Origin of the sequence: Planotetraspora phitsanulokensis (genome assembly GCF_016863295.1) — a bacterium.
In the GTDB taxonomy this organism is placed as follows: Bacteria; Actinomycetota; Actinomycetes; order Streptosporangiales; family Streptosporangiaceae; genus Planotetraspora; species Planotetraspora phitsanulokensis.
The window spans coordinates 1-19,455 of sequence record NZ_BOOP01000003.1 but is presented as its reverse complement, the minus strand read 5'-3'; the positions used below and the strand labels follow the sequence as shown (position 1 = coordinate 19,455).

The following is a 19,455-nucleotide window of genomic DNA, read 5'->3' as shown; positions in this document are numbered from 1 at the left end:
TGGTTGCCGTGATGTCGGAACGACCGTTATGGTCTGCGTGAACGGTAGATCGAGCTCTCTGGCGACAGTGATGTTCCTGAGGAAAAGGTTTTCACAATGCCTCCTGAGCGACCACGCGCGGTCACGATCAACGACGTGGCGGCCCTGGCCGGGGTGTCGATCGCGACCGCGTCCAAGGCGCTCAACGGGCGGGGCCAGGTGCGCGCGGAAACCCGGGACCGGGTGTTCGCCGCCGCACGTGAGCTGTCCTTCCAGCCCAACCCGCTGGCCCGCAGCCTGGTGACCGGTCAGACCCGCACGGTGGGGTTGCTGACGAGCGACAGCGTGGGCCGCTTCGGCATCCCCGTCATGCTCGGCGCCGAGGACGCGTTCGGCTCGGGCGAGACCGCGGTGCTGCTGTGCGACGCCCGGGGTGATGCCTTCCGCGAGCAGCACTACCTGCGCACGCTGCTCGCCCGGCGCGTGGACGGCCTGATCGTCGTGGGGGAGAGCACCGACCCGCGGCCCTCAATCAGCCGCGACCTGCCCATCCCCGTCGTCTACGCCTATGCGCCGTCCGACGATCCGGCGGACGTGTCGTTCGTCCCCGACGACGTGGCCGGCTCCGGCGACGCCGTACGCCATCTGATCGCGCTCGGACGCCGGAGGATCGCCCATGTCACGGGCCCGACGCACTACACGGCCGCGCGAGAGCGCGCGGAGGGGGCGCTGGCCGCGCTCCAGACGGCGGGGCTCCCCCTGTCCGGAGGCCGCGTGGTCTACGGGGCCTGGTCGCAGCGGTGGGGACGGCACGCGGCCGAGATCGTGCTCAACGCCGATCCCGAGGTGGACGCCGTCTTCTGCGGCAGCGACCAGATCGCGGCGGGGCTGATCGAGGCGGCGCGGGAGCGGGGGCGGCGGGTGCCCGACGACATCGCGGTGGTCGGCTACGACAACTGGGAGGTGTTGTCGGAGGAGACGCGGCCACCGCTGACGACCATGGACATGAACCTCGAACTGCTGGGCCGTACGGCGGCGCAGCACCTGTTCGCCGCCATCGAAGGACGGGCCACCAGCGGGATCCACCGCATGCCGTGCCGTCTGGTCATCAGAGACTCCGCGGCCCCGCCGGCGCTGCACTGACCGGCCACGGTCGTCTCTCCACCCGTTTGCAATTCTCCGTGCTGTTTCGGCAAGGTGGTCCGGCAAGGTGGTCCGGCACGGTGGATTAACAGGGGTGAGTTCGGCGGTGGGACATGGACGAGCTGAAGGACGTGCTGGCGGCCGTCGGACCGAAGCTGCGTGACCTGAGAAGACAACGAGGCATCACGCTGGCGGAGCTGTCACGGAGCACCGGGATCTCGGAGAGCACGCTGTCGCGGCTGGAAGGCGGCAGTAGGCGGCCCAACCTGGAACTGCTTCTTCCCCTGGCCCACGCCTACGGCGTCCCGCTCGACGAGTTGGTCGGCGCGCCGCACACCGGCGCCCCGCGGGTGCACCTGCGCCCGGTGCATCGACTCGGCATGACCTTCGTGCCGCTGTCCCGCAGGGCCGGCGGCATGCAGGCTCTCAAACTGGTCATCCCGCCGCGGAGTGACGGGGGCGAACCCGACCTGAAGTCGCATGAGGGCTACGAGTGGCTCTACGTCCTGGAAGGACGGCTGCGCCTGCTCCTGGGAGAGCGGGACCTCGTGCTGAAACCGGGCGAGGTGGCCGAGTTCGACACCCACGTCCCTCACTGGCTGGGATCCGCCGACGCCCGCCCCGTCGAACTGCTCGTGCTCTTCGGCCCGCAGGGTGAACGCGCCCACCTGCGTGCCCGGCCCGCGTGACACGGGTCAGGGGGTGGACCGGCGGCCGTCGCCGCCTGGGATCCACCCCCTGAAATTCATCGCCGTCACACGACGCCGGGCCGTCGTCTCCGTCGCGCCCTCGCGACCGACGTCCCGCAGCCGCCGAGCCGTACGGCAGGCCGTACAGCGGTCACTTGCTGAACCCCGCGGTCAGGCCGCTGAGGAGCTGACGCCGGCCCACCACGTAGAGGATCAGGATGGGCAGCGTGGTGAGGACGACCGAGGCCAGCACCGCCGGCACGTTCACGCTGTACTGCCCCTGGAAGGTCCACAGCGCCAAAGGCAGCGTGCGCTTGTCCGGGCTCTGGGTGAGGATCAGCGGCAGCAGGAACCCGTTCCAGATCTGGAGCGCGTTGTAGATCGTCACGGTCACGACGGCCGGCCGGGTCAGCGGGAACGCCAGGCGCCAGAGCGTCATCCACTCGTTCGCGCCGTCCAGCCGCATCGACTCGAACAGCTCCTTGGGGACGTCGCGGATGAAGTTGGACAGGACCAGCACCGACAGCGGGATCGCGAACGCGATCGACGGCAGGATCAGTCCCAGCAGCGAGTCGTACAGGTGCAGCCTGATGATGATCAGGTAGACCGGGATGATGGTCGCCTGCAGCGGAATGGCCAGTCCCATGAGGAAGAGCGAGTTCACCCCACGCAGGAAGCGGCCCGCGTTGCCCCGGACGATGGCGTATGCCGCCATGAACGAGAACGCGACCGCCGGGACGACCGCGCCGATGGTGACGATGAGGCTGTTCACGAAGTACAGCGGGAAGTCCGACTCGATGACCATCCGGTAGTTGGCCAGGGTCGGCTCGGTGGGCGGAGCCAGCGGGTTGGTCGCGTAGTAGCTGCTCTGCGCCTTGAAGCTGGTGATCACGATCCAGTAGATCGGGATGATCACTACTGCCAGCCACAGCAGGCTCACGAGACCGCCCAGCCAGTTGGGCCGCTCCCCCCGCGCGCCGTTCAGGCGCCGGTGCGTTCCGGACGCGGCGGTTCGCTCGCGTTCCTTGGTCTGGGTCACGTCCATGGTCACGCCCCTTCCAGCTGGCTGGCCTGAGGGTCACGGCCGCCGAGCCGGCGCAGCAGCAGCGCCAGGGCGAGGCCCACGAGGACGAGGATGACGGCGATCGCGCTGGCCGGACCCATGAGAGAGGCCTGGAACCCGCGCTTGTACATGTCCAGGGCGAGAACCCGGGTGGCGTCGGCGGGACCGCCCGCGGTCAGCACGAAGATCAGATCGAAGAAGGTGAGCGATCCGACGACCATGAGCGTGGAGGAGGTGATGATCGTGTACTTGAGCTGCGGCAGCGTGATGCTGAAGAACTTGCGCATCCGGCCGGCGCCGTCCAGCTCCGCGGCCTCGTACATGGAGCGCGGAATCTGCCGCACGCCGCCCTGGTAGATCAGCGAGTGGAACGGGATGAACTGCCACGACACCACGAAGATCACGACGCTGAAGGCGAGGACGGGCCTGCCGAGCCAGTCCTGCACGAGCAGGTCGATGTGCAGGCCGGCGCCGAGACCGAAGTTCGGATCGAGCAGCGCCTTGTACGCGATCGCGATGGCCGCCTGGCTGAGCAGCAGGGGGATGAAGAACACCACCGCGAGCACCGCACGGTAACGCTGGCGCCCGGCCAGGAACACGCCGATCAGGAGGCTGAGCGGCGTCTGGAACGCCCAGGACGCGGCGATCACCAGGAAGGTGATCCACAGCGCGTGCGGCAGCCCGGGATCGGCGAGCACGGTCTGCCAGCTCGTGAGCCCGGACAGGTTGATCTCGCCGAGCCCGTCCCAGGACGTGAAGCTGAGGAAAAGGACGCCGATGAGCGGGATCACTCCGAAGCCCACGAAGACCACCAGGGCCGGCACGGCCAGCCACGGCAGGACGCCGCCACGCCCCTCACGCGTGGCGGCGGGCGGCGTCCCTCTCCGGGCAGTTGGCGCGAATGCGCTCACTGGCCGATGACCGCGTTCATGTTGTCCACCCACTGCTGGGGCGAGATCGACAGCTGGAACAGCTTGGCGATGTTGTCCAGCAGCACCTCGGCGGCCGCCGGGCTGAGCGCCTGGTCCCAGGACTGGGCGAACACCTTGGCGTTGCTCGCGATGCCGTAGACGAAGTTCAGGAAGTCGGCGTCCTTGGAGCCGGCCCACGCCGCGTCGGCGCCCTTGACGATCGGCACGCCGCCCGTCTCGACCCACTCCTTTCCTTCCTGGTCGGTGAGCACGCCTTCGGCGAAGAACTTCTTGGCGATCTCCTTCTGCTCGGGGGTCGCCTTGGAGGAGATCGACAGGTACTGGCCGGGGTTGCCGACGGTGTTGCTGGGGTCGCCCTTACCACCGTCGACCGGCGGGAAGTTCGTGTAGCCGAGGTGGCCGCCGGGCACGAAGTCGCCGCCGTCCTGGGACATGCCGCCGTACGTCCAGGTGCCGTGCAGCATCATCGCGGCCTTACCGGTGTACAGCAGGGCCTGGTCGGCGTTGGAGTCGGCGGTGATCGAGGAGAAGCCCTTGATGAACCCGTTCGCCTTGACGAGCTCCTGCACCTTGGTGAGCATGTCGAGGACGGCGGGGTTGGACCAGGCGCCCTTCTCGCCGTCGAACACGGCCTGGAACACCTCGGTGCCGCCGATGCGGTCGAGGAGGAACTCCAGCCACATCATGTTCGTCCAACGGGACTGGCCGCCGAGGGAGAACGGCGCGATGCCGGCCTTGTTGAACTTGGGGACCAGGTCCATGATGTCGCCCCACGACTGGGGCGGCTCGGCGCCGATCTTCTCGAACGCCGTCTTGTTGTGGAACAGGACGATGGGCTGCACCGTCTCACACGGCATCGCGTAGATCTTGCCGTCGATCGTCGCGGCGCCGAACGAGGAGGGGAACAGCCGGTCCTTCACCGCCGCGTTCTGGTCGAAGAACGAGGTGAGGTCCTCGACCTGGCCCGCCTTCACGTACGAGCGCAGCGTGCCGCCGCCCCAGCCCCAGATGATCGTGGGTGCCTGGCCGGCTCCGATAGCCGTCTTGATCTTCGTCTTGTACGCGTCGTTCTGGAAGGGGGTTCCTGTGATCTGGCCGTTGGGGTTGGCCTTGTTGAAGCGCTCGACGGCCCTGGTGCGCACGCCTTCCTGTGGCTGGACCGACAGGTACCAGTAGGTGGCCTTGGCGCCACCCCCACTGGAGCCTCCGCCGGGCTGGGACGGGCCCGAGGTGCCGCAGGCGGCGAGCGCCGCCCCGAGGGGCAGGCCCATGGAGAGGCCGAGGAAGGTGCGGCGAGATGTGTTCCTGGAATCCACGCTGATCTCCGTACTCGAATGCCGGGGGCTGGCCGCGGCTCGTTGATCATCGAATGCGTCGGCCGGCGGTCATGGATCAGCACCCCCCGATGCCGCTCTTCAATTCCTCCTTGAGCAACGTTCTCGAAACATTTGCGACATGACCGCGCGGCACGTCAATTTAGATTTCGGTAGATGGTGTGTCAATACCTCTGACTCACCGACTCGAACTGGGTTCGGTGAGGCACGTGTGGGGTACGCTCGCCGGGGCGTCGCGCTGGTCAATCGGTGTCAAGGAGGTCCGCCCCCAGGGACGCTTCACGGCGCCGAAATGTTGCGAGAATTTGCGACACTAACCCCCCTTTGAAGGAGAGCGGCACATGACGGCTCTAGACCGGACCCCCACGTCGGAGCAGGTCCAGCGTGCGTGGCAGGACCCGACGCTTCCCGTGTCCGACCGGGTCGATGCCCTCCTTGCGGAGATGACTCTGGAGGAGAAGGTCGCGCAGCTGGGCAGCCGGTGGATCGGCAACGACATGCAGGTCGACGATGGCGATGGCGGTTCCGGTGCGGATCCCCATGCGGACGGCGGCCCGGCCGCGGATTCCGGCGAGGCCGTTGCGACCGCCGGCACAGTCGACGCAGGCCACGCAGCCGCTGCAGCCGACGGAGCTGATGCGGCGGATGCCACCGACGCGGCGACGCTGAACGTCGCGCCGATGCAGGACGTTTTCGCCGCGTCCGGGACGATCCCGATCGAGGAGGCGGCCCGGTTCGGGCTCGGTCACCTGACCCGCGTGTTCGGAAGCGGCCCGGTGACCCCGGCGGAGGGCGCGGCGGAGGTCGTCCGGCTGCAGCGCGCGGTCATCGAGCGGTCCCGGCTCGGCATCCCCGCCCTCGTCCACGAGGAGTGCCTCACCGGATTCACGACCTACGGCGCGACCGTCTACCCGGCCGCCATCGCATGGGGCGCGACGTTCGACGCCGGCCTCGTGGAACGGATGGCCGCGGCCATCGGGCGGGACATGCGCGCGGTGGGAGTGCACCAGGGGTTGTCACCGCTGCTCGACGTCGTCCGCGACTATCGCTGGGGGAGGGTCGAGGAGACGATCGGCGAGGACCCCCATCTCGTCGCGATGCTCGGCGCCGCGTATGTCCGCGGCCTGGAGAGCGCGGGGATCATCGCCACCCTCAAGCACTTCGCCGGATACTCCGCGTCGCGGGCGGCCCGCAACCACGGTCCCGTCCCGATGGGACGCCGCGAGCTCATGGACATGATCCTGCCCCCGTTCGAGGCCGCCGTCGCCCTCGGCGGCGCCCGCTCGGTGATGTGCTCCTACTCCGACGTGGACGGCGTCCCGGCCGGGGCCGACCCGTGGCTGCTGACCGAGGTGCTGCGCGACGAGTGGGGATTCACCGGGACCGTCGTGTCGGACTACTGGGCCGTGCCGTTCCTCGCGACGATGCACGGGATCGCAGCCGACACCGACGACGCCGGCGTCCAGGCGCTCACCGCGGGCGTCGACGTCGAGCTCCCCGACACCCTCGGCTTCGGCCAGCACCTGGTCGAGCGGGTGCGCCGGGGAGAGGTGCCGGAGTCCCTGGTGGACCGCGCGGCGCGCCGCCTGCTCACTCAGAAGGTGCAGCTCGGGCTGCTCGACGAGGACTGGACGCCCGAGGGGTCGGTGGCCGCGGCCGACGCGACGGATCTGGACTCGCCGTCCAACCGCGCCCTGGCCCTCGAGATGGCCGAGCGCTCCATCGTCCTGCTCGACGCCGGAACCGCGCTGCCCCTGCTCGGACAGGGACGTCCGGAGCTTCGCCGCGTGGCCGTGGTCGGACCGGCCGCGGCCGACCCGCGCACGTTCATGGGGTGCTACGCCTTCCCCAACCACGTCCTGCCCCGCCACCCCGGCCTCGGGCTCGGCATCGCCGCTCCCACCGTGCTCGACGCGCTCCGGGCGGAACTGCCGGACGCCGAGATCGTCCATGAGCGTGGCTGCGACGTTCAGAGTGCGGACCGTTCGGGCTTCGCCGCGGCGACGGCCGCGGCCCGCGACGCGGACCTGTGCGTCGCCGTCGTGGGCGACCTCGCGGGCCTGTTCGGGCACGGCACCTCGGGCGAGGGCTGCGACGCCGAGGACCTCCGGCTGCCCGGCGTGCAGGCGGACCTGCTGGCCGATCTCGCCGCGACGGGGACCCCGGTCGTCGTGGTCGTCGTCTCAGGCCGCCCGTACGCCCTGGGCGACGTGCACGCCGGGGCCGCCGCGCTCGTTCAGGCGTTCATGCCCGGTGAGGAGGGTGCGGCGGCGATCGCCGGCGTCCTTTCCGGACGTGTCCAGCCGGGAGGCAAGCTGCCGGTGCGGATCCCCCGCAGGCCCGGCGGGCAGCCGGGCACCTACCTGCAGCCGCCGCTGGGGGACGACAGCCACGGCATCAGCAACGTCGACCCGACCCCGCTGTTCCCGTTCGGGTACGGCACCTCGTACACCACCTTCGAGGTCGACGGCCTGCGCGTCGACGGCACGGAGGTTCCCACCGACGGCGAGTTCAGCGTGTCGGTCCGCGTCCGCAACACGGGCGCCAGGGCGGGTGACGAGGTCGTCCAGCTGTACCTGCGCGACGTCGTCGCCCAGGTCACCCGGCCGGTGAAGCAGCTGACGGGGTTCGCGCGAGTTCACCTGGAGCCCGGCGCGAGCGCGGAGGTGCGGTTCCACGTGCACGCCGACCGGACCGCGTTCACCGGCCGTGACCTGCGGCGGATCGTCGAGCCGGGAGACATCCAGGTGCTCGTCGGCACCTCGGCGGCCGACCTTCCGTGCCGCGGCACCGTACGGCTGACCGGGCCGTTGCGCGTCGTCGGCCACGACAGGCGACTCGTCACACCGGTGGAGGTGGTGCCGGCGTCCGGCACCGCCGCCGGGCAGCAGGAGGGAAGAGATGCCGGTCAATCCTAGGCGCGCCACTCTGGCCACCGTCGCGGCCTCGGCCGGAGTGTCGATCGCGACGGTCTCCAAGGTGCTCAACGGCCGCAGCGACGTCGCGCCGACGACGCGCTCGCTGGTGCAGTCGCTGCTGCTGCAGCACGACTACGTCGCCCCGTCGCCGCGGCGGGGCGACGCGGCCGCGGCCGGCACCATCGAGGTGGAGTTCGACACGGACATCAACGCGTACTCCACCGAGATCATCCAGGGCGCCGTCGACGCCGGGGCCGAGGTCGGTGTCGGGGTCGTCGTGAGCATCCGGAGGGGCGCGGAGCGCACCACCGGATGGGCCCGCGACCTGGTCTCCGCCGGGCGGAGGGCGGTGATCGCCGTCACAGCGGAGATGACCGCCAGGCAGCTGACCGCGCTGTCGCGGGCCAACCTGCCGCTGGTGGTGATCGACCCGCTCAACCTGCCGCGCACCGACGTGACCAGCGTCGGGTCGACCAACTTCGCCGGCGGCCTCGCGGCGACCCAGCACCTGCTCTCCCTCGGCCACCGTCGCATCGCCTACCTGGGCGGCCCGGCGACGGCAGCCTGCAACCAGGCGCGCATGCACGGCTACCGGGCCGCCATGGAGGCCGCGGGGGCGCCCGTGGGCCCCGGCTACGTGCGGGAGGGGCACTTCCTCTACAACGACGGCGTGGAGTTGGGCGCGGAGCTGCTCGACCTGCCGGAGGCCCCGACGGCGATATTCGCGGGCAGCGACGAGACCGCCCTCGGAATCATCGAGGCCGCCCGGGCGCGGGGTCTGCGCATCCCCGAAGACCTCAGCATCGTGGGTTTCGACGACACCCAGGTCGCCCGGATGGGCTCGCCGCCGCTGACCACCGTCCGCCAGCCCCTGCGGGAGATGGGCGGCGTCGCCATACGTACGGCACTGCGCCTGGCGGCGGGCGAGAAGATCGACTCCCATCACGTCGAACTGGCCACCGAACTGATCGTGCGGGGGTCGGCCGCTACGGCCACGAGCGTGTGACGGCGCGATCCGGCGGCGACGCATCAGGCCGGCAGCACGCGCCGAGCCCGTGGCGTGGCGGCTCCCGGGTGCGACGGTCTCGCCCGCGAACGGTATCGGTCGCCGATCGGCTGCCGGACCTCTGAGGGATGAGATCCGCCCTACTCCCGACGACGTACTCACGCCGCGGACGGCGGTCGGAGAAGTAGGCGCAACCGCCTCCCCACGTGCGACGACGGCGGCCGGCGGAGCAGCCAGCATTGACCCCGTGGAACCGTCCGCACGCGGGGCGGCGCAGGCCGCCGCTCGCGATTGAGCATCAGGGCCGACGACGCTCACCGGAACGAACCGAGACCGGCGGCGCTCACGGAAACCTCTGAGAAAGGTCCAGACCCTCATGAAGTTCAACGAGGAATTCGCGCAGCAAGGAACGCCTGGCAGGCATGTCCGAGCCGGCAAGCGGCAGGAGGCGATGTCCCGATGAGCGGCACGGACATCGTCAACACCGAGCAGGCCGAGGCGTGGAACGGCTACGAAGGTGTGCATTGGGCCGAGAACCGGGACCGCTACGACGCCATGAACAGCGGCTTCAACGAACCGCTCCTCACCGCGGCCGCGATCGGCGAAGGTGACCACGTGCTCGACCTCGGATGCGGCAACGGGCAGATCACCCGGCTGGCCGCTCGCCGGGCGCCCCGGGGGCGGGCCGTCGGCGTCGACCTGTCGGCTCCGATGCTGGCGCAGGCGCGTGCCGCCGCGGCCTCGGATGCGATCGCCAACGTGACCTTCGAACAGGGCGACGCCCAGGTTCATCCGTTTCCGCGCAACACGTTCGACGTCGCGGTCAGCCGGTTCGGGATCATGTTCTTCGCCGACCCGGTCGCCGCTTTCACCAACATCGGGAGCGCGCTGCGTCCAGGTGGGCGCCTGGCCTTCATATGCCTGCGGGGCGCCGACGCCGGAGAGGACTTCGCCCGTGTGCTCCGCCCGCTCTACGCGTTGCTGGGCGAGCACGCTCCCGAGGACGACTCGGGCGACCGGCAGCAGGGGCCGGGCTCATTCGCCGACCCTGACCGGATCCACGAGGTGCTGAGCGGCGCCGGATTCACCGATGTGACGCATGAAGCCGTCACGGCGCCGATGGTCTTCGGCCGGGACGCGGCCGACGCGGCCCGGTTCATCTTCGCCATGGGACCGATGCGCTACAACCTCCGCCATGCCGATCCTCGAGCCGTCGACCAGGCGCGTGAGGAGGTCACCGTGAACCTCGAGCCGTACGAGGGGCCCGGTGGCGTCCGGCTGGACGGCAGCCACTGGCTGGTCACCGCGTCCCGTCCCCGAGGTTGACCCTCTTCCTCGCCCGGGATTTCCGTACGCCGGCCGAAGCGAAACAGCGATGGGGACCCTGGAATGCGCGGGGTCCCATCGTCGCGATGTCCGAGTATCGCGTGACGAGCCAGTGGCCCAGCGACAGGACATAGCCGGTTTCTAGAGGGCGAGGGTTTCCAGGTCCACGGCGTCGGCCATGGCGTGGGCGCCTCTGTCGTTGAGGTGCATGCCGTCGCCGCTGTCCAGGCCGGGGTGGATGCAGTCGGGAACTTCGGGGTTCTCGACGGCTCGGGCCACATCGAAGACGGCGTCGAAGGTGCCGGTGGTGCGGATCCAGTCGTTCACCTCGCGTCGAACGGCGAGGCCCTCAGAGGTGCCGATCCCGCGGAGGACGGCGCCCCCGAAGGGGCCGATGGTGGCGGCGAGGATCTTCAGGTCGGCCTGGTGAGCACGGTAGGCCAGGGCCTTGAAGCCCTCGATGAGGGCGTCGGAGGTGGCGGGAGGCTCGCCGGTCATGCTGGGGAGGACGAGGTCGTTGATGCCGAAGTGCACCAGGACGTGGGTCAGGCCGGGAACCGAGAGGACGTCGCGGTCGAAGCGCGCCAGCGCGTGCTCGCCGACGTTGTCTCTCAGCAGGCGGTTTCCGGCGATGCCCTGGTTGACGACCCATCCCGGCTTCAGGCGCCGGTTGAGGAAGTCGACGGAGCGGTTGTTCGCGCCGGTCGTGGTGCCGACCCCTTCGAACCAGGAGTCGCCGAACGCCACGGCGATCGCGGTGTCGTCCGGGGTGAGCACGTCGACGCCTGAGACGTAGAACCTGGCTTCTACCTGCTCAGCCTTCGGCAGAGCGGGAGACGTGACGTGGTTGCCGCCGACTATGTGAGCGGTCTCCATGGGCATGTGGGAATAGGTGGCCAGACCTGTCTCCTCGGGGAGATAGAGGCTGAGCACCAAGTCGGCGCCGGCGGCGATGGACAGATCCACCGGATCACTGACGGCCTCTTCTCCCGGCGGGATGGTGAGTTTCTCCGCGCCGTCGAAGGTGAGGGCGGACTGCCCGTGCTCGGTGGCGGCTGTCGCGGCGGCGATGGTCAAGGGGGCGCGACCGTAGCGGTTCGTCAGGCGTACGCGGAGAAGTTCTCCTCCGCCGGCCATGTGAAGCACCTGACGCACCGTCTGGTCGGCGAAGCCGCGCGGTGCGGTGAACTGGATCTGCTCGTAGGGACTGATCACTGCGGTACGGAAGCCGGCTGTCCAGATCATGCTCGCTCAATTCGTTGTCATGGGGGGCGTCATGGAATCACCTCAATGCCTGGCCCCTGACCAGGCCGTGCCATGTCGCACCCGCAGTCTGGCCTGCTCAGTGGACGAGGGCGGAGATCCAGCCTCCGTCGACGCTCAGAGTCTGGCCGGTGACGTAGGAGCTCGCGTCGGACGCGAAGAAGAGCACCGCCTGAGCGATGTCCTCGGGCTCGCCCAGACGTCCCAGCGCGTACTGGGCGGTCAGGGCATTCTTGAGGTCAGGGTTGGTGAAGATCGCGGCGGACATGTCCGAACGCGTCACAGCCGGGCGGACGGCGTTCACCCGCACGCCCTTGCCTCCCCAGTCTGCGGCCAGCGAACGGGTGATGGCGTCGACCGCGCCCTTCGTCGCCGCGTACAGGCTCTGACCGCGGATGCTCCGCTCGCTGCCGACCACCGACGAGATGTTGACGATGCTGCCACCGCCGATTGACGCCATGTGCGCGGCGGCCTTTCCGCCCAGAAGCAACGGAGCACGTCCGTTGAGGGCCCACAGCTCGTCCGCCTCCTGCGCGGTCAGCTGGTCGCTGGGGGTGAAGTTCTCCGCTCCCGCGTTGTTCACGAGGATGTTCACCTTGCCGAGTCGCCGGATCGCGGCGTCGATGACGGCGGCGGGGGCATCGGGTTGTGACAGGTCGGCCGGAATCACCTCAGTGTCCCTCGGCAGTTCGCGCGCTACCGCCCGCAGCGAGTCCTCCGACCGGCCGACCAGCGCCACCCGGGCCCCGGCGCGGGCCAGGAGACCCGCCACGCCGGCTCCGACACAGCGCCCACCGCCCGTGACGACCGCAGTTCTGCCGATGAGCGGCCGTGCAGGAAGCCCTTCACTCTCTTCGTTCATTTCTGTTTTCTTTCTCGGCATTCCGATGATTCTCAGATTCGTTTACCGGCTGTTCGGCGGGACGGCGGTAGGCGCCGTACCACCAGATTTTCCCAAGCTCTCGGGCGAATGCCTCGTCGCCGCTTCCGTCGTCCACGCTGATATGGCGGGCGATCGCCTGTTCCCCGCCCCAGACGATCACCCGGCTCGCCGCCGCGGCGTCTAGGTCGGAAGGCGTCGATCCCGACGCCTGTTCGTCGACGATCGTCTTGAGAACGGCCTCGTCGAATTTCTCCAGATCCGCCGTGTAGAAATCGCGGACGGACGCGTCATAGGACGACAGTTCTCGCAGGGCGGAAAGTACCGCATGATTGTCGCGATGTATGGTGATCACTTCGATGAAGAAGCGGGCATACCTCGCCGCGCCGTCCTCGCCCGCACTCGGATCCCACTTCCTGGCCTTTTCCAGCAGAGTGCTTCTCAAAGCGTCCGTGAGCTGGATCAGCAGGTGACTCTTGTCCCGGAAGTAGGCGTAGAAGGTGGCGCGCGACACCCCCGCCTCTTCAATGATCTGTTGCACGCTGATTTCCGTGAAAGACTCCCCTCTTTTGAGGAGTCGTTCCAGTGCGGCCAGCAGTTGCTTCTCGGCGGCGGTCGGCCGCTCGTCATTGTCTTTACGTTTACGGGTCACGGAAGCCATGTCCCACATACTAGAGGTGGTCCACGGGTGCGCCTCGGCGACCTAGGATCGGCGTGCGCGGATCGCGGTGCCGTCCGTCGGAGAGCCCTCGTCTAACCGGGCAGGGAAGCGCGCGAGGCGATATCCAGAAGAATGTCCGCGAATTCCGCGGGATGTGAATAGAAAGGCGCATGGTGCCCGGGGCACCGGTATACGGCGTCGGCGCGCGCGGCCATGCTCTCCGCGATGGTTCCGGTGATGGAGACATCGTTGTCGGGGATGACATAGCTGTTCGGCACGGTCCGCCAGCCGGCTTGTGTCACCGTCTCGTAGTCGGCCCGCACCGTCTGCGGGACCAGGCGGGCTGTCGCCTCGGCGGTTTCCGAGTTGGTCGCGTCGCCGTCGTAGAAGGCGGCGGGCAGGTTGAGATCGGGATTCTCCGGCGCCCGTAGTCCGGCCAGGGATTCCGGAACGGGAACGCCGTGTGTCTGGAACATGCCTTCCCCGACGTCCAGCATGTACGCGGCGACATACACGATGTGCGCGACGTTGGTCGCCGTGGCGACGGCCTCCGTGGCGGGCACGCCGCCGTACGAATGCGCGACGACGATCACCGGTCCGGAGATGTCGTCAAGGGTTTTCCGGATCACCGCCGCGTCGTCGTACATGCCGGGAAGCGGTTCGGCGGTGGCCTCATGGACGGCGCTGGGCAACGTGACCGTGTCGCTCGTCCAGCCTTTTTTCTCCAGTACGCCCTGCAACCTCTCCCAGTACCAGGGGCCGTGATGGCCTCCGTGTACCAGGAGGAATGTGGGACGGTCTGCGGGTTCCTGCATCGGGCACCTCCTTGGTGATGGGGATGGCGAAAGAAGCGTGCGACTCGCTGCGCACGACCGGTGAGAAAGGGCATGGGGAGACCACCCCGAATGCACGGAAATGCATTCGGGGGCGCGGGTCTCCTCGCGGATTTGAACGGCTGTGTGGAAATCGGGCGCACCCTCCAGGGCCACCATACAGCATGTATAGACACACTGTATGCCGCCTTGTCGCCCTACGTTCTGGTCGAGCCGATCTATTACGTGATCGGTATGGGAATACGGTACCATCATACCGATTTGCGAGACATTGGCCCGTACTGGCCTGACTGATCACGGGAGTGGTCGTGTCCTGCTGAGCGATGAAGCCCGGTTCATCACCGGAGCCGCGCTCGCGATCGACGGCGGAATGACCGCCCGCTGACGGCGGATCCCTGCACATCCCGCGTCCTGCGGTAAGCGCGACCCATGGGGGACCCTGCAGCGACTAGAGCACCTCTACGACGGGCGGTGCAGCTGTCAGGTTGAGCGATGCCAGACACGGCCCATCGGACGAGCAGATGCCTTGACCAATGAAATGAACGGTCTTTTAATTCCACCATGGGGCGGATCGCGGGTGTCACCGCGGCGGAAACGCGTGAACGGTTGTTGCGCGCGGCGGCCGACGTCTTCGCCGAGCGCGGGTACGACGGCACGCGCGTGGCGGACATCGCCGCGACGGCCGGCGTGAGCAACGGCGCGCTGTACGCGCACTTCGGTTCGAAGGCAGAACTGCTCGTGGCGGCATTGCGCACTCATGGACGGCAGTTGCTCGCCGCGGTGCTGGCCGCCGATCCCGATCGGTCCATCACGGAGTTGCTCCTCGCCATCGGCCGGTGGCTTCCCCGCCGCCGTGACGCCCGGGGCTACCTCATCGTGGAGGCCCTGGTCGCGGCGCGTCGCGACGAGGACGTCGCCCGGCCGATGCGGGACTACGTCGGCGAACGCGCCGACTGGGTCGCGGACCTGGTCCGCGCCGGACAGACGGGCGGCGAACTCGACTCGGCGCTGTCGCCGAACGCGCTCGCCCACTTCTGCCTCCTTCTCGCGATGGGCAGCGCGCTCATCCCGCCGGACCTGCATTCCGTCGGTGACGAGGAGTGGACCGCGTTACTCACCCGTGTCGTGACCGCCCTCGCCCCCACCGACATCACTGCACAGAGGGGAGCCACTCAGTGAAAGTGCAGATCGATCCCCAGCGGTGCCATGGACATGGCCGCTGTTACACCCTGGCCCCCGCCCTCTTCGGCGAGGACGACGAGGGCTATGGACAGGTGATCGGCGACAGCGCCGTCTCGCCGGACCAGGAGCACGCGGCGCGCCTGGCGGTGTCCAACTGTCCGGAAAGAGCGATCGACCTGGTCGAGGAGGCCTGACATGACGCTCGACGAACGCTTCACCCGCGACTTCCGGGAGACGCGAGGAGACCAGCCCCTCGGCACGCGAAACGAGATCGTCACCGGCCCGGTCTCGGACTGGGCGACCGACTTCTCCCACCTCGAACCCGAATGGGCCGCCGACCCGTACCCCATCCAGGACGACCTGCGTCAGCGGTGCCCCATCGCGCACACCGACCGGTTCGGCGGCGGGTGGTTGCCGACGAGCTACGAGGACGTCGCGGCCATCGCCTACGACACCGAGCGTTTCTCCTCGCGGTCGATCATCATGAGCAACTTCCGGCCGCCCCGCGAGCTGGCGCCGGTGGGCGGCACGCCGCCGATCTCCTCCGACCCGCCGTTCCACCACGACGCCCGCAAGCTGTTACTTCCGGTGTTCACCAAGAAGGAGGTCGCCAGGCGGGAGGAGGCGACGAGAGCGTTGTGCCACTCGCTCATCGACGCGTTCGAGGGCCGGCAGGACGTCGACGCGGCCCACGAATACGCGCAGCACATTCCCATGCGGGTCATCGCCGACATGCTCGGCTTCCCGCAGGAGGACGGCCCGCGATTCCGTGAGTTCATCGAGAACGCGCTCGAAGGCGTCAACCGTCCGCCGGAGGAGCGCATGGAGCGGATGGCGCTGCTGTTCGACTACCTGCTCGCGCAGATCCGCGACCACGTCGACAACCCGCGCGACGACCTGACGACCTATCTCATCAACGCCGAGCTCTACGGCCGCAAGCTCGAACCGTCGCATGTGGCCGGGACGATGGCCCTGCTGCTCATCGCCGGGATCGACACGACGTGGAGCGCGATCGGCGCGTCGTTGTGGCATCTGGCGAAGACCCCGGCGGATCGAAGGCGCCTGGTCGCCGAGCCGGAGTTGCTGCCGACCGCGATGGAGGAGTTCCTGCGGGCCTACGCCCCGGTGACGATGGCGCGGCTGGTGAAGGAGGACATGCACTGGAACGGCGTCGACATGAAGTCCGAGGACTGGGTGCTGTTGTCGTTCCCGGCCGCCAACCGTGACCCGGCGCAGTTCGAGCAGGCGGACGAGGTCGTCATCGACCGTGAGGTCAACCGGCACGTCGCGTTCGGACTCGGCATCCACCGTTGCGTGGGCTCGCACCTGGCGCGGATGGAGCTCCGGGTCGCCCTCGAGGTCTGGCTCGAGCGGATCCCGGAATTCACCCTCCAGGACCCGGCGGCGGTGACCTGGGCGGCGGGTCAGGTCCGGGGGCCGCGCACGCTTCCGCTTCGCGTCGCCTACGCGTGATCGAGCGTCCGAATTGTCGGCCGGCGACCAGGTTCACTCGGTGACTTATTGATGTCCGGGTTCGTCGGCCCGGTCGGCTCCGCTGCGTGGAGTGTGATGAGTGCGGCGGCCGACCCGGAATCCGGGACATGTGCGCCGGCGGGGGAGGCGTAGACGAGATCACGTCCTCGCCTCCCGCCGCCGGTCGTCCCGTTCCTCGCGCCGAGCCCGGTGAGGGCCTGCATCGTACGTCAGGCACGCGCCGGCTTCTCGGCGTCTCGAGCTGGTCAGCCGTCGATGCGGTGGGTGGTCCAGAACGACGACAGGTTGACCGAGGTCGCAGCCTGGGCGGCGGCCTTGAAGTCCGCGGTGGTCGAGACCCCGTACCAGTGGCCGGCGGCGTAGTTCCGGAGCAGGTTCGTCATCGCCGTCGTGCCGATCGTGCGTCGCAGGTCGTGCAGCGCGCATTTGCCGTAGGTGTAGACGACGGTTCCGTACCGGTTCGGATGGGCGTCCCAGTAGGCCATCGAGTTGCTGATCTTCTCGGCCGACGACTGCCAGGAGACGTTGTTCCAGCAGTTGGTGCCCGAGACGCCGTTGTACAGGTCGGTCGCGTAGTCGGTGAACGACTCGTCCAGCCACGGGCTGGTGTACTCGTCGTCGCCGACGATCCCGTACCACCACTGGTGGGCCAGTTCGTGGGCCAGGGCCGTGGAGCTGATCACGTCGAGCACGAACCCGGGATACTCCATGCCGCCGAACCAGAAGTTGTTGTCCAGCACCACGTCCGCCTCGCCGTACGGGTAGGCGCCGAAGCGCCCGGCGTGGGCGACGAGCGCGTTCTTCGCGGTGGTCATCATCGAGGCGGCGCTGCTCGAACTGATCGAGCTCACCCGGTAGACATTCACCACCACGCCCGTGGTGGTGGTGCTGGTCGTCTTGACGAACGGCCCGGCCCCCCACGCGAACTCGCGGACGTTGTTCGCGGTGGCCTTGGTGATCGTGCGGCCGGACGTCCCCGGCGTGTCGACGGAGGTGCCGGTGGCGGGCACGAGCAGCGAGGTCGGATGGTCGAGCGTGACCGAGTAGTTGCTGATGAGCGAGTAGAAGGACTCGCCGTTGTTGCTGTACGGGTCGAGGTGCCAGCCACTCGCGTCGCGGACCGCCAGCACGGGAAGCGCGTTGCCGATGAAGTTGTAGGACCCGTCGCGGCCGAACCGGTCGGCGCCGGCGGGCACCACGATGCTCAGGTCGAACCCGACCGAGGCGCTCTGGTTCTGGTTGAGCGGAGCAGGCAGCGTGATCTTCAGCGCGGTGCAGGAGACGGACAACGGCGACGGCGTGCCGCCGGTCACGTTGGTCACGGTGATCGGCGTCGACGGGCACGAGCCGTGGTAGTTGTCCCACAGCCGGAGGTAGACCTCCGTCAGCGGATCCGCGGACGGGTTGGTGAAGGTGATGCTCTCGTGGCCGGTCCAGGTGCTTCCCGACGCGTTGCTGGTCAGGGTGACCGTGTAGGACGGTGCGGAGGGAGTCCGGGTGCCGTCCGCCGCGAATACGGCCGATGGAACACCCCAGACGAGGAGAAGTACAGCTGCTGCGCCGATCAGAACTCGTCGGACCATAGAACGGTTCTCCCTTCGAGCATCCGGGACCCCCGATCTGCCGACGTAATGTAACTGTTGGTCAAGTATCGGTCAATGATCTCATTTTTGCTGGTCGGATCCTGTGTGGGGGACTTGTCCGCGGTGTCATCTGCAAGGCGGCCCTCGTCCTGGGAGTCAAGGTCATCCGGGCCGCCGTCCTCGTGGCGATGACCTCGGTCGCGGGCGTGTCGAAGCATGCCTCGTAGAAATCCAGCAGTCGTTCCCGCCCTGAGGGCATGGTTGATCAGCGGCCGTCGGCCGGTGGGCGAGGGGCGGCCATCCACGAAGGACGTTTCGGCGGCGGCCGCCGCGATGATCGTTTGCTCGATGGTCCTTTCTCGATGGTCCTTTCATGGCGCGTTCGGTTTCTTTCCGCTGGTTGATGCGGTGGTCTGGGCGTCGCCTGTGGTGGCGTCCGGGGTGGAGGGTGTCCTTCGGCCGGCGTACTGGGGTCGGCCGGTGTAGGTGAAGGCCCAGCGGTCTTTGCCGGTTTGCCGGCGTTGGTAGTGGTGGGGGCGGCGGTAGCGGTCGCGGTTGTGGAACTGGCAAGCGGGCCCGAGCAGACGCAGGTCGGTGTGGCCGCCGTCGGACCAGTTGTCGGCGTGGTCGATCTGGCACATCGTGGCCGGCAGCGGGCAGCCGTCTATCCAGCAGGTGGCGTAGCGGGCGAACACGGCGCGCCGCTGGGCGGCGTTGCCCAGGCGGACTTTGCGTCCCATGTCCAGGACCTGGCCGTCGGCGTCCATGACCAGCCGTACCAGGGTCGAGGTGCGGGCGAGCCGGTGCAGGTCATCTGGGGACAGGAACTGGCCGGTGGCCAGCAACAATCCCGGCACGACCCCACGCTGGACCAGCCCTTCCAACTGTTCCAGCCCGCTCCTCTGTAGCCCTTCCGGCTCTTCCTGTCCATCCGGCTCTTCTGGTCTCGCGCCTGGCCCGCTCGCGTCTGGCCCGCTGATGCCGCCCATGCGGGTGGGTGCGGACTGGTCGCCGGTCGGATCGTTGCTGCACGCGTCCGTTTTGCTCTGCGCATCGGACTGACCGCCTGCGCGCGGTTCGGCACCGTCAGAGTAAGGGTCGGACTCGGACTCGGGGTCGGGGTCGGGGTGGTCCTTGGGGAGGGATTCGGCGTTGACCAGGACCAGCAG

Annotated in this window: 17 protein-coding genes; 8 read left to right on the top strand and 9 right to left on the bottom strand. The window is 68.6% G+C overall.

The features are described 5' to 3' along the window. Positions 1–96: 96 nt before the first annotated feature. Positions 97–1,122 carry a LacI family DNA-binding transcriptional regulator gene (locus tag Pph01_RS02960; RefSeq protein WP_204071355.1) on the top strand — a complete coding sequence of 342 codons (1,026 nt, stop codon included), beginning with the start codon at positions 97–99 and terminating at the stop codon, positions 1,120–1,122. Positions 1,123–1,235: 113 nt separating this feature from the next. After that, positions 1,236–1,811 (top strand): helix-turn-helix domain-containing protein, encoded by a 576-nt coding sequence (locus Pph01_RS02955; protein WP_204071354.1) that lies wholly within the window; start codon positions 1,236–1,238, stop codon positions 1,809–1,811. A 151-nt stretch (positions 1,812–1,962) separates the two neighbouring features. On the opposite strand, the gene Pph01_RS02950 is transcribed toward Pph01_RS02955, so the two are convergent. Genes Pph01_RS02950 through Pph01_RS02940 form a run of 3 tightly spaced genes read right to left on the bottom strand, consistent with a single transcriptional unit; the run spans position 1,963 to position 5,122 of the window. Beyond that, positions 1,963–2,856, bottom strand: a complete 894-nt coding sequence (locus Pph01_RS02950) for a carbohydrate ABC transporter permease (protein WP_204071353.1) — start codon at positions 2,854–2,856, stop codon at positions 1,963–1,965. 2 nt (positions 2,857–2,858) lie between these two features. Continuing rightward, positions 2,859–3,785, bottom strand: coding sequence for a carbohydrate ABC transporter permease (locus Pph01_RS02945; RefSeq protein WP_239116394.1), 927 nt, complete (start codon positions 3,783–3,785; stop codon positions 2,859–2,861). Next, positions 3,782–5,122: an extracellular solute-binding protein gene (locus Pph01_RS02940; RefSeq protein WP_239116393.1), complete on the bottom strand. Its 1,341-nt coding sequence runs from the start codon at positions 5,120–5,122 to the stop codon at positions 3,782–3,784. The genes Pph01_RS02945 and Pph01_RS02940 overlap by 4 nt, the downstream gene beginning before the upstream one ends. A 359-nt stretch (positions 5,123–5,481) precedes the next feature. On the opposite strand from Pph01_RS02940, the gene Pph01_RS02935 reads away from it, so the two are divergent. The 3 genes from Pph01_RS02935 to Pph01_RS02925 all read left to right on the top strand — a co-directional run bounded on the left by Pph01_RS02935 (position 5,482) and on the right by Pph01_RS02925 (position 10,390). Further along, the gene (locus tag Pph01_RS02935; protein ID WP_239116392.1) at positions 5,482–8,058 is read left to right on the top strand and encodes a glycoside hydrolase family 3 N-terminal domain-containing protein; all 2,577 of its coding nucleotides are present in this window, start codon (positions 5,482–5,484) and stop codon (positions 8,056–8,058) included. Then, a complete protein-coding gene (locus tag Pph01_RS02930) occupies positions 8,042–9,064 on the top strand; it encodes a LacI family DNA-binding transcriptional regulator (protein WP_204071352.1) in 1,023 nt (340 codons plus the stop codon). Before Pph01_RS02935 ends, Pph01_RS02930 begins: the two co-directional genes overlap by 17 nt. 459 nt (positions 9,065–9,523) lie before the next feature. Continuing rightward, positions 9,524–10,390, top strand: coding sequence for a class I SAM-dependent methyltransferase (locus tag Pph01_RS02925; RefSeq protein WP_204071351.1), 867 nt, complete (start codon positions 9,524–9,526; stop codon positions 10,388–10,390). Positions 10,391–10,531: 141 nt separating this feature from the next. Here the strand turns inward: Pph01_RS02925 and Pph01_RS02920 are convergent, their stop codons facing one another. The 4 genes from Pph01_RS02920 to Pph01_RS02905 all read right to left on the bottom strand — a co-directional run bounded on the left by Pph01_RS02920 (position 10,532) and on the right by Pph01_RS02905 (position 14,009). Further along, a complete protein-coding gene (locus Pph01_RS02920) occupies positions 10,532–11,635 on the bottom strand; it encodes a GDSL-type esterase/lipase family protein (RefSeq protein WP_204071350.1) in 1,104 nt (367 codons plus the stop codon). Between the two features lie 97 nt (positions 11,636–11,732). Next, on the bottom strand, positions 11,733–12,515 hold the full coding sequence (locus tag Pph01_RS02915) for an SDR family NAD(P)-dependent oxidoreductase (protein WP_204071349.1): 783 nt from the start codon (positions 12,513–12,515) through the stop codon (positions 11,733–11,735). Next, positions 12,499–13,194 (bottom strand): TetR/AcrR family transcriptional regulator, encoded by a 696-nt coding sequence (locus Pph01_RS02910; RefSeq protein ID WP_204071348.1) that lies wholly within the window; start codon positions 13,192–13,194, stop codon positions 12,499–12,501. Before Pph01_RS02910 ends, Pph01_RS02915 begins: the two co-directional genes overlap by 17 nt. Before the next feature lie 92 nt (positions 13,195–13,286). After that, positions 13,287–14,009, bottom strand: a complete 723-nt coding sequence (locus Pph01_RS02905) for an alpha/beta hydrolase (RefSeq protein ID WP_204071347.1) — start codon at positions 14,007–14,009, stop codon at positions 13,287–13,289. Between the two features lie 579 nt (positions 14,010–14,588). On the opposite strand from Pph01_RS02905, the gene Pph01_RS02900 reads away from it, so the two are divergent. The 3 genes from Pph01_RS02900 to Pph01_RS02890 are packed head-to-tail and all read left to right on the top strand — an operon-like array spanning position 14,589 to position 16,682. Continuing rightward, complete coding sequence (locus tag Pph01_RS02900; protein ID WP_204071346.1) at positions 14,589–15,206, top strand: TetR/AcrR family transcriptional regulator; 618 nt, start codon at positions 14,589–14,591, stop codon at positions 15,204–15,206. Then, a complete protein-coding gene (locus tag Pph01_RS02895; protein WP_204071345.1) occupies positions 15,203–15,403 on the top strand; it encodes a ferredoxin in 201 nt (66 codons plus the stop codon). The genes Pph01_RS02900 and Pph01_RS02895 overlap by 4 nt, the downstream gene beginning before the upstream one ends. A 1-nt stretch (position 15,404) precedes the next feature. Continuing rightward, positions 15,405–16,682 (top strand): cytochrome P450, encoded by a 1,278-nt coding sequence (locus Pph01_RS02890; protein WP_204071344.1) that lies wholly within the window; start codon positions 15,405–15,407, stop codon positions 16,680–16,682. Positions 16,683–16,948: 266 nt separating this feature from the next. On the opposite strand, the gene Pph01_RS02885 is transcribed toward Pph01_RS02890, so the two are convergent. Both Pph01_RS02885 and Pph01_RS02880 read right to left on the bottom strand, forming a co-directional pair. After that, positions 16,949–18,286 carry a M1 family metallopeptidase gene (locus Pph01_RS02885; protein ID WP_204071343.1) on the bottom strand — a complete coding sequence of 446 codons (1,338 nt, stop codon included), beginning with the start codon at positions 18,284–18,286 and terminating at the stop codon, positions 16,949–16,951. Between the two features lie 371 nt (positions 18,287–18,657). Continuing rightward, positions 18,658–19,455 (bottom strand): HNH endonuclease signature motif containing protein (locus Pph01_RS02880; protein ID WP_239116390.1); only part of this gene is annotated, 798 nt, incomplete at its 5' end.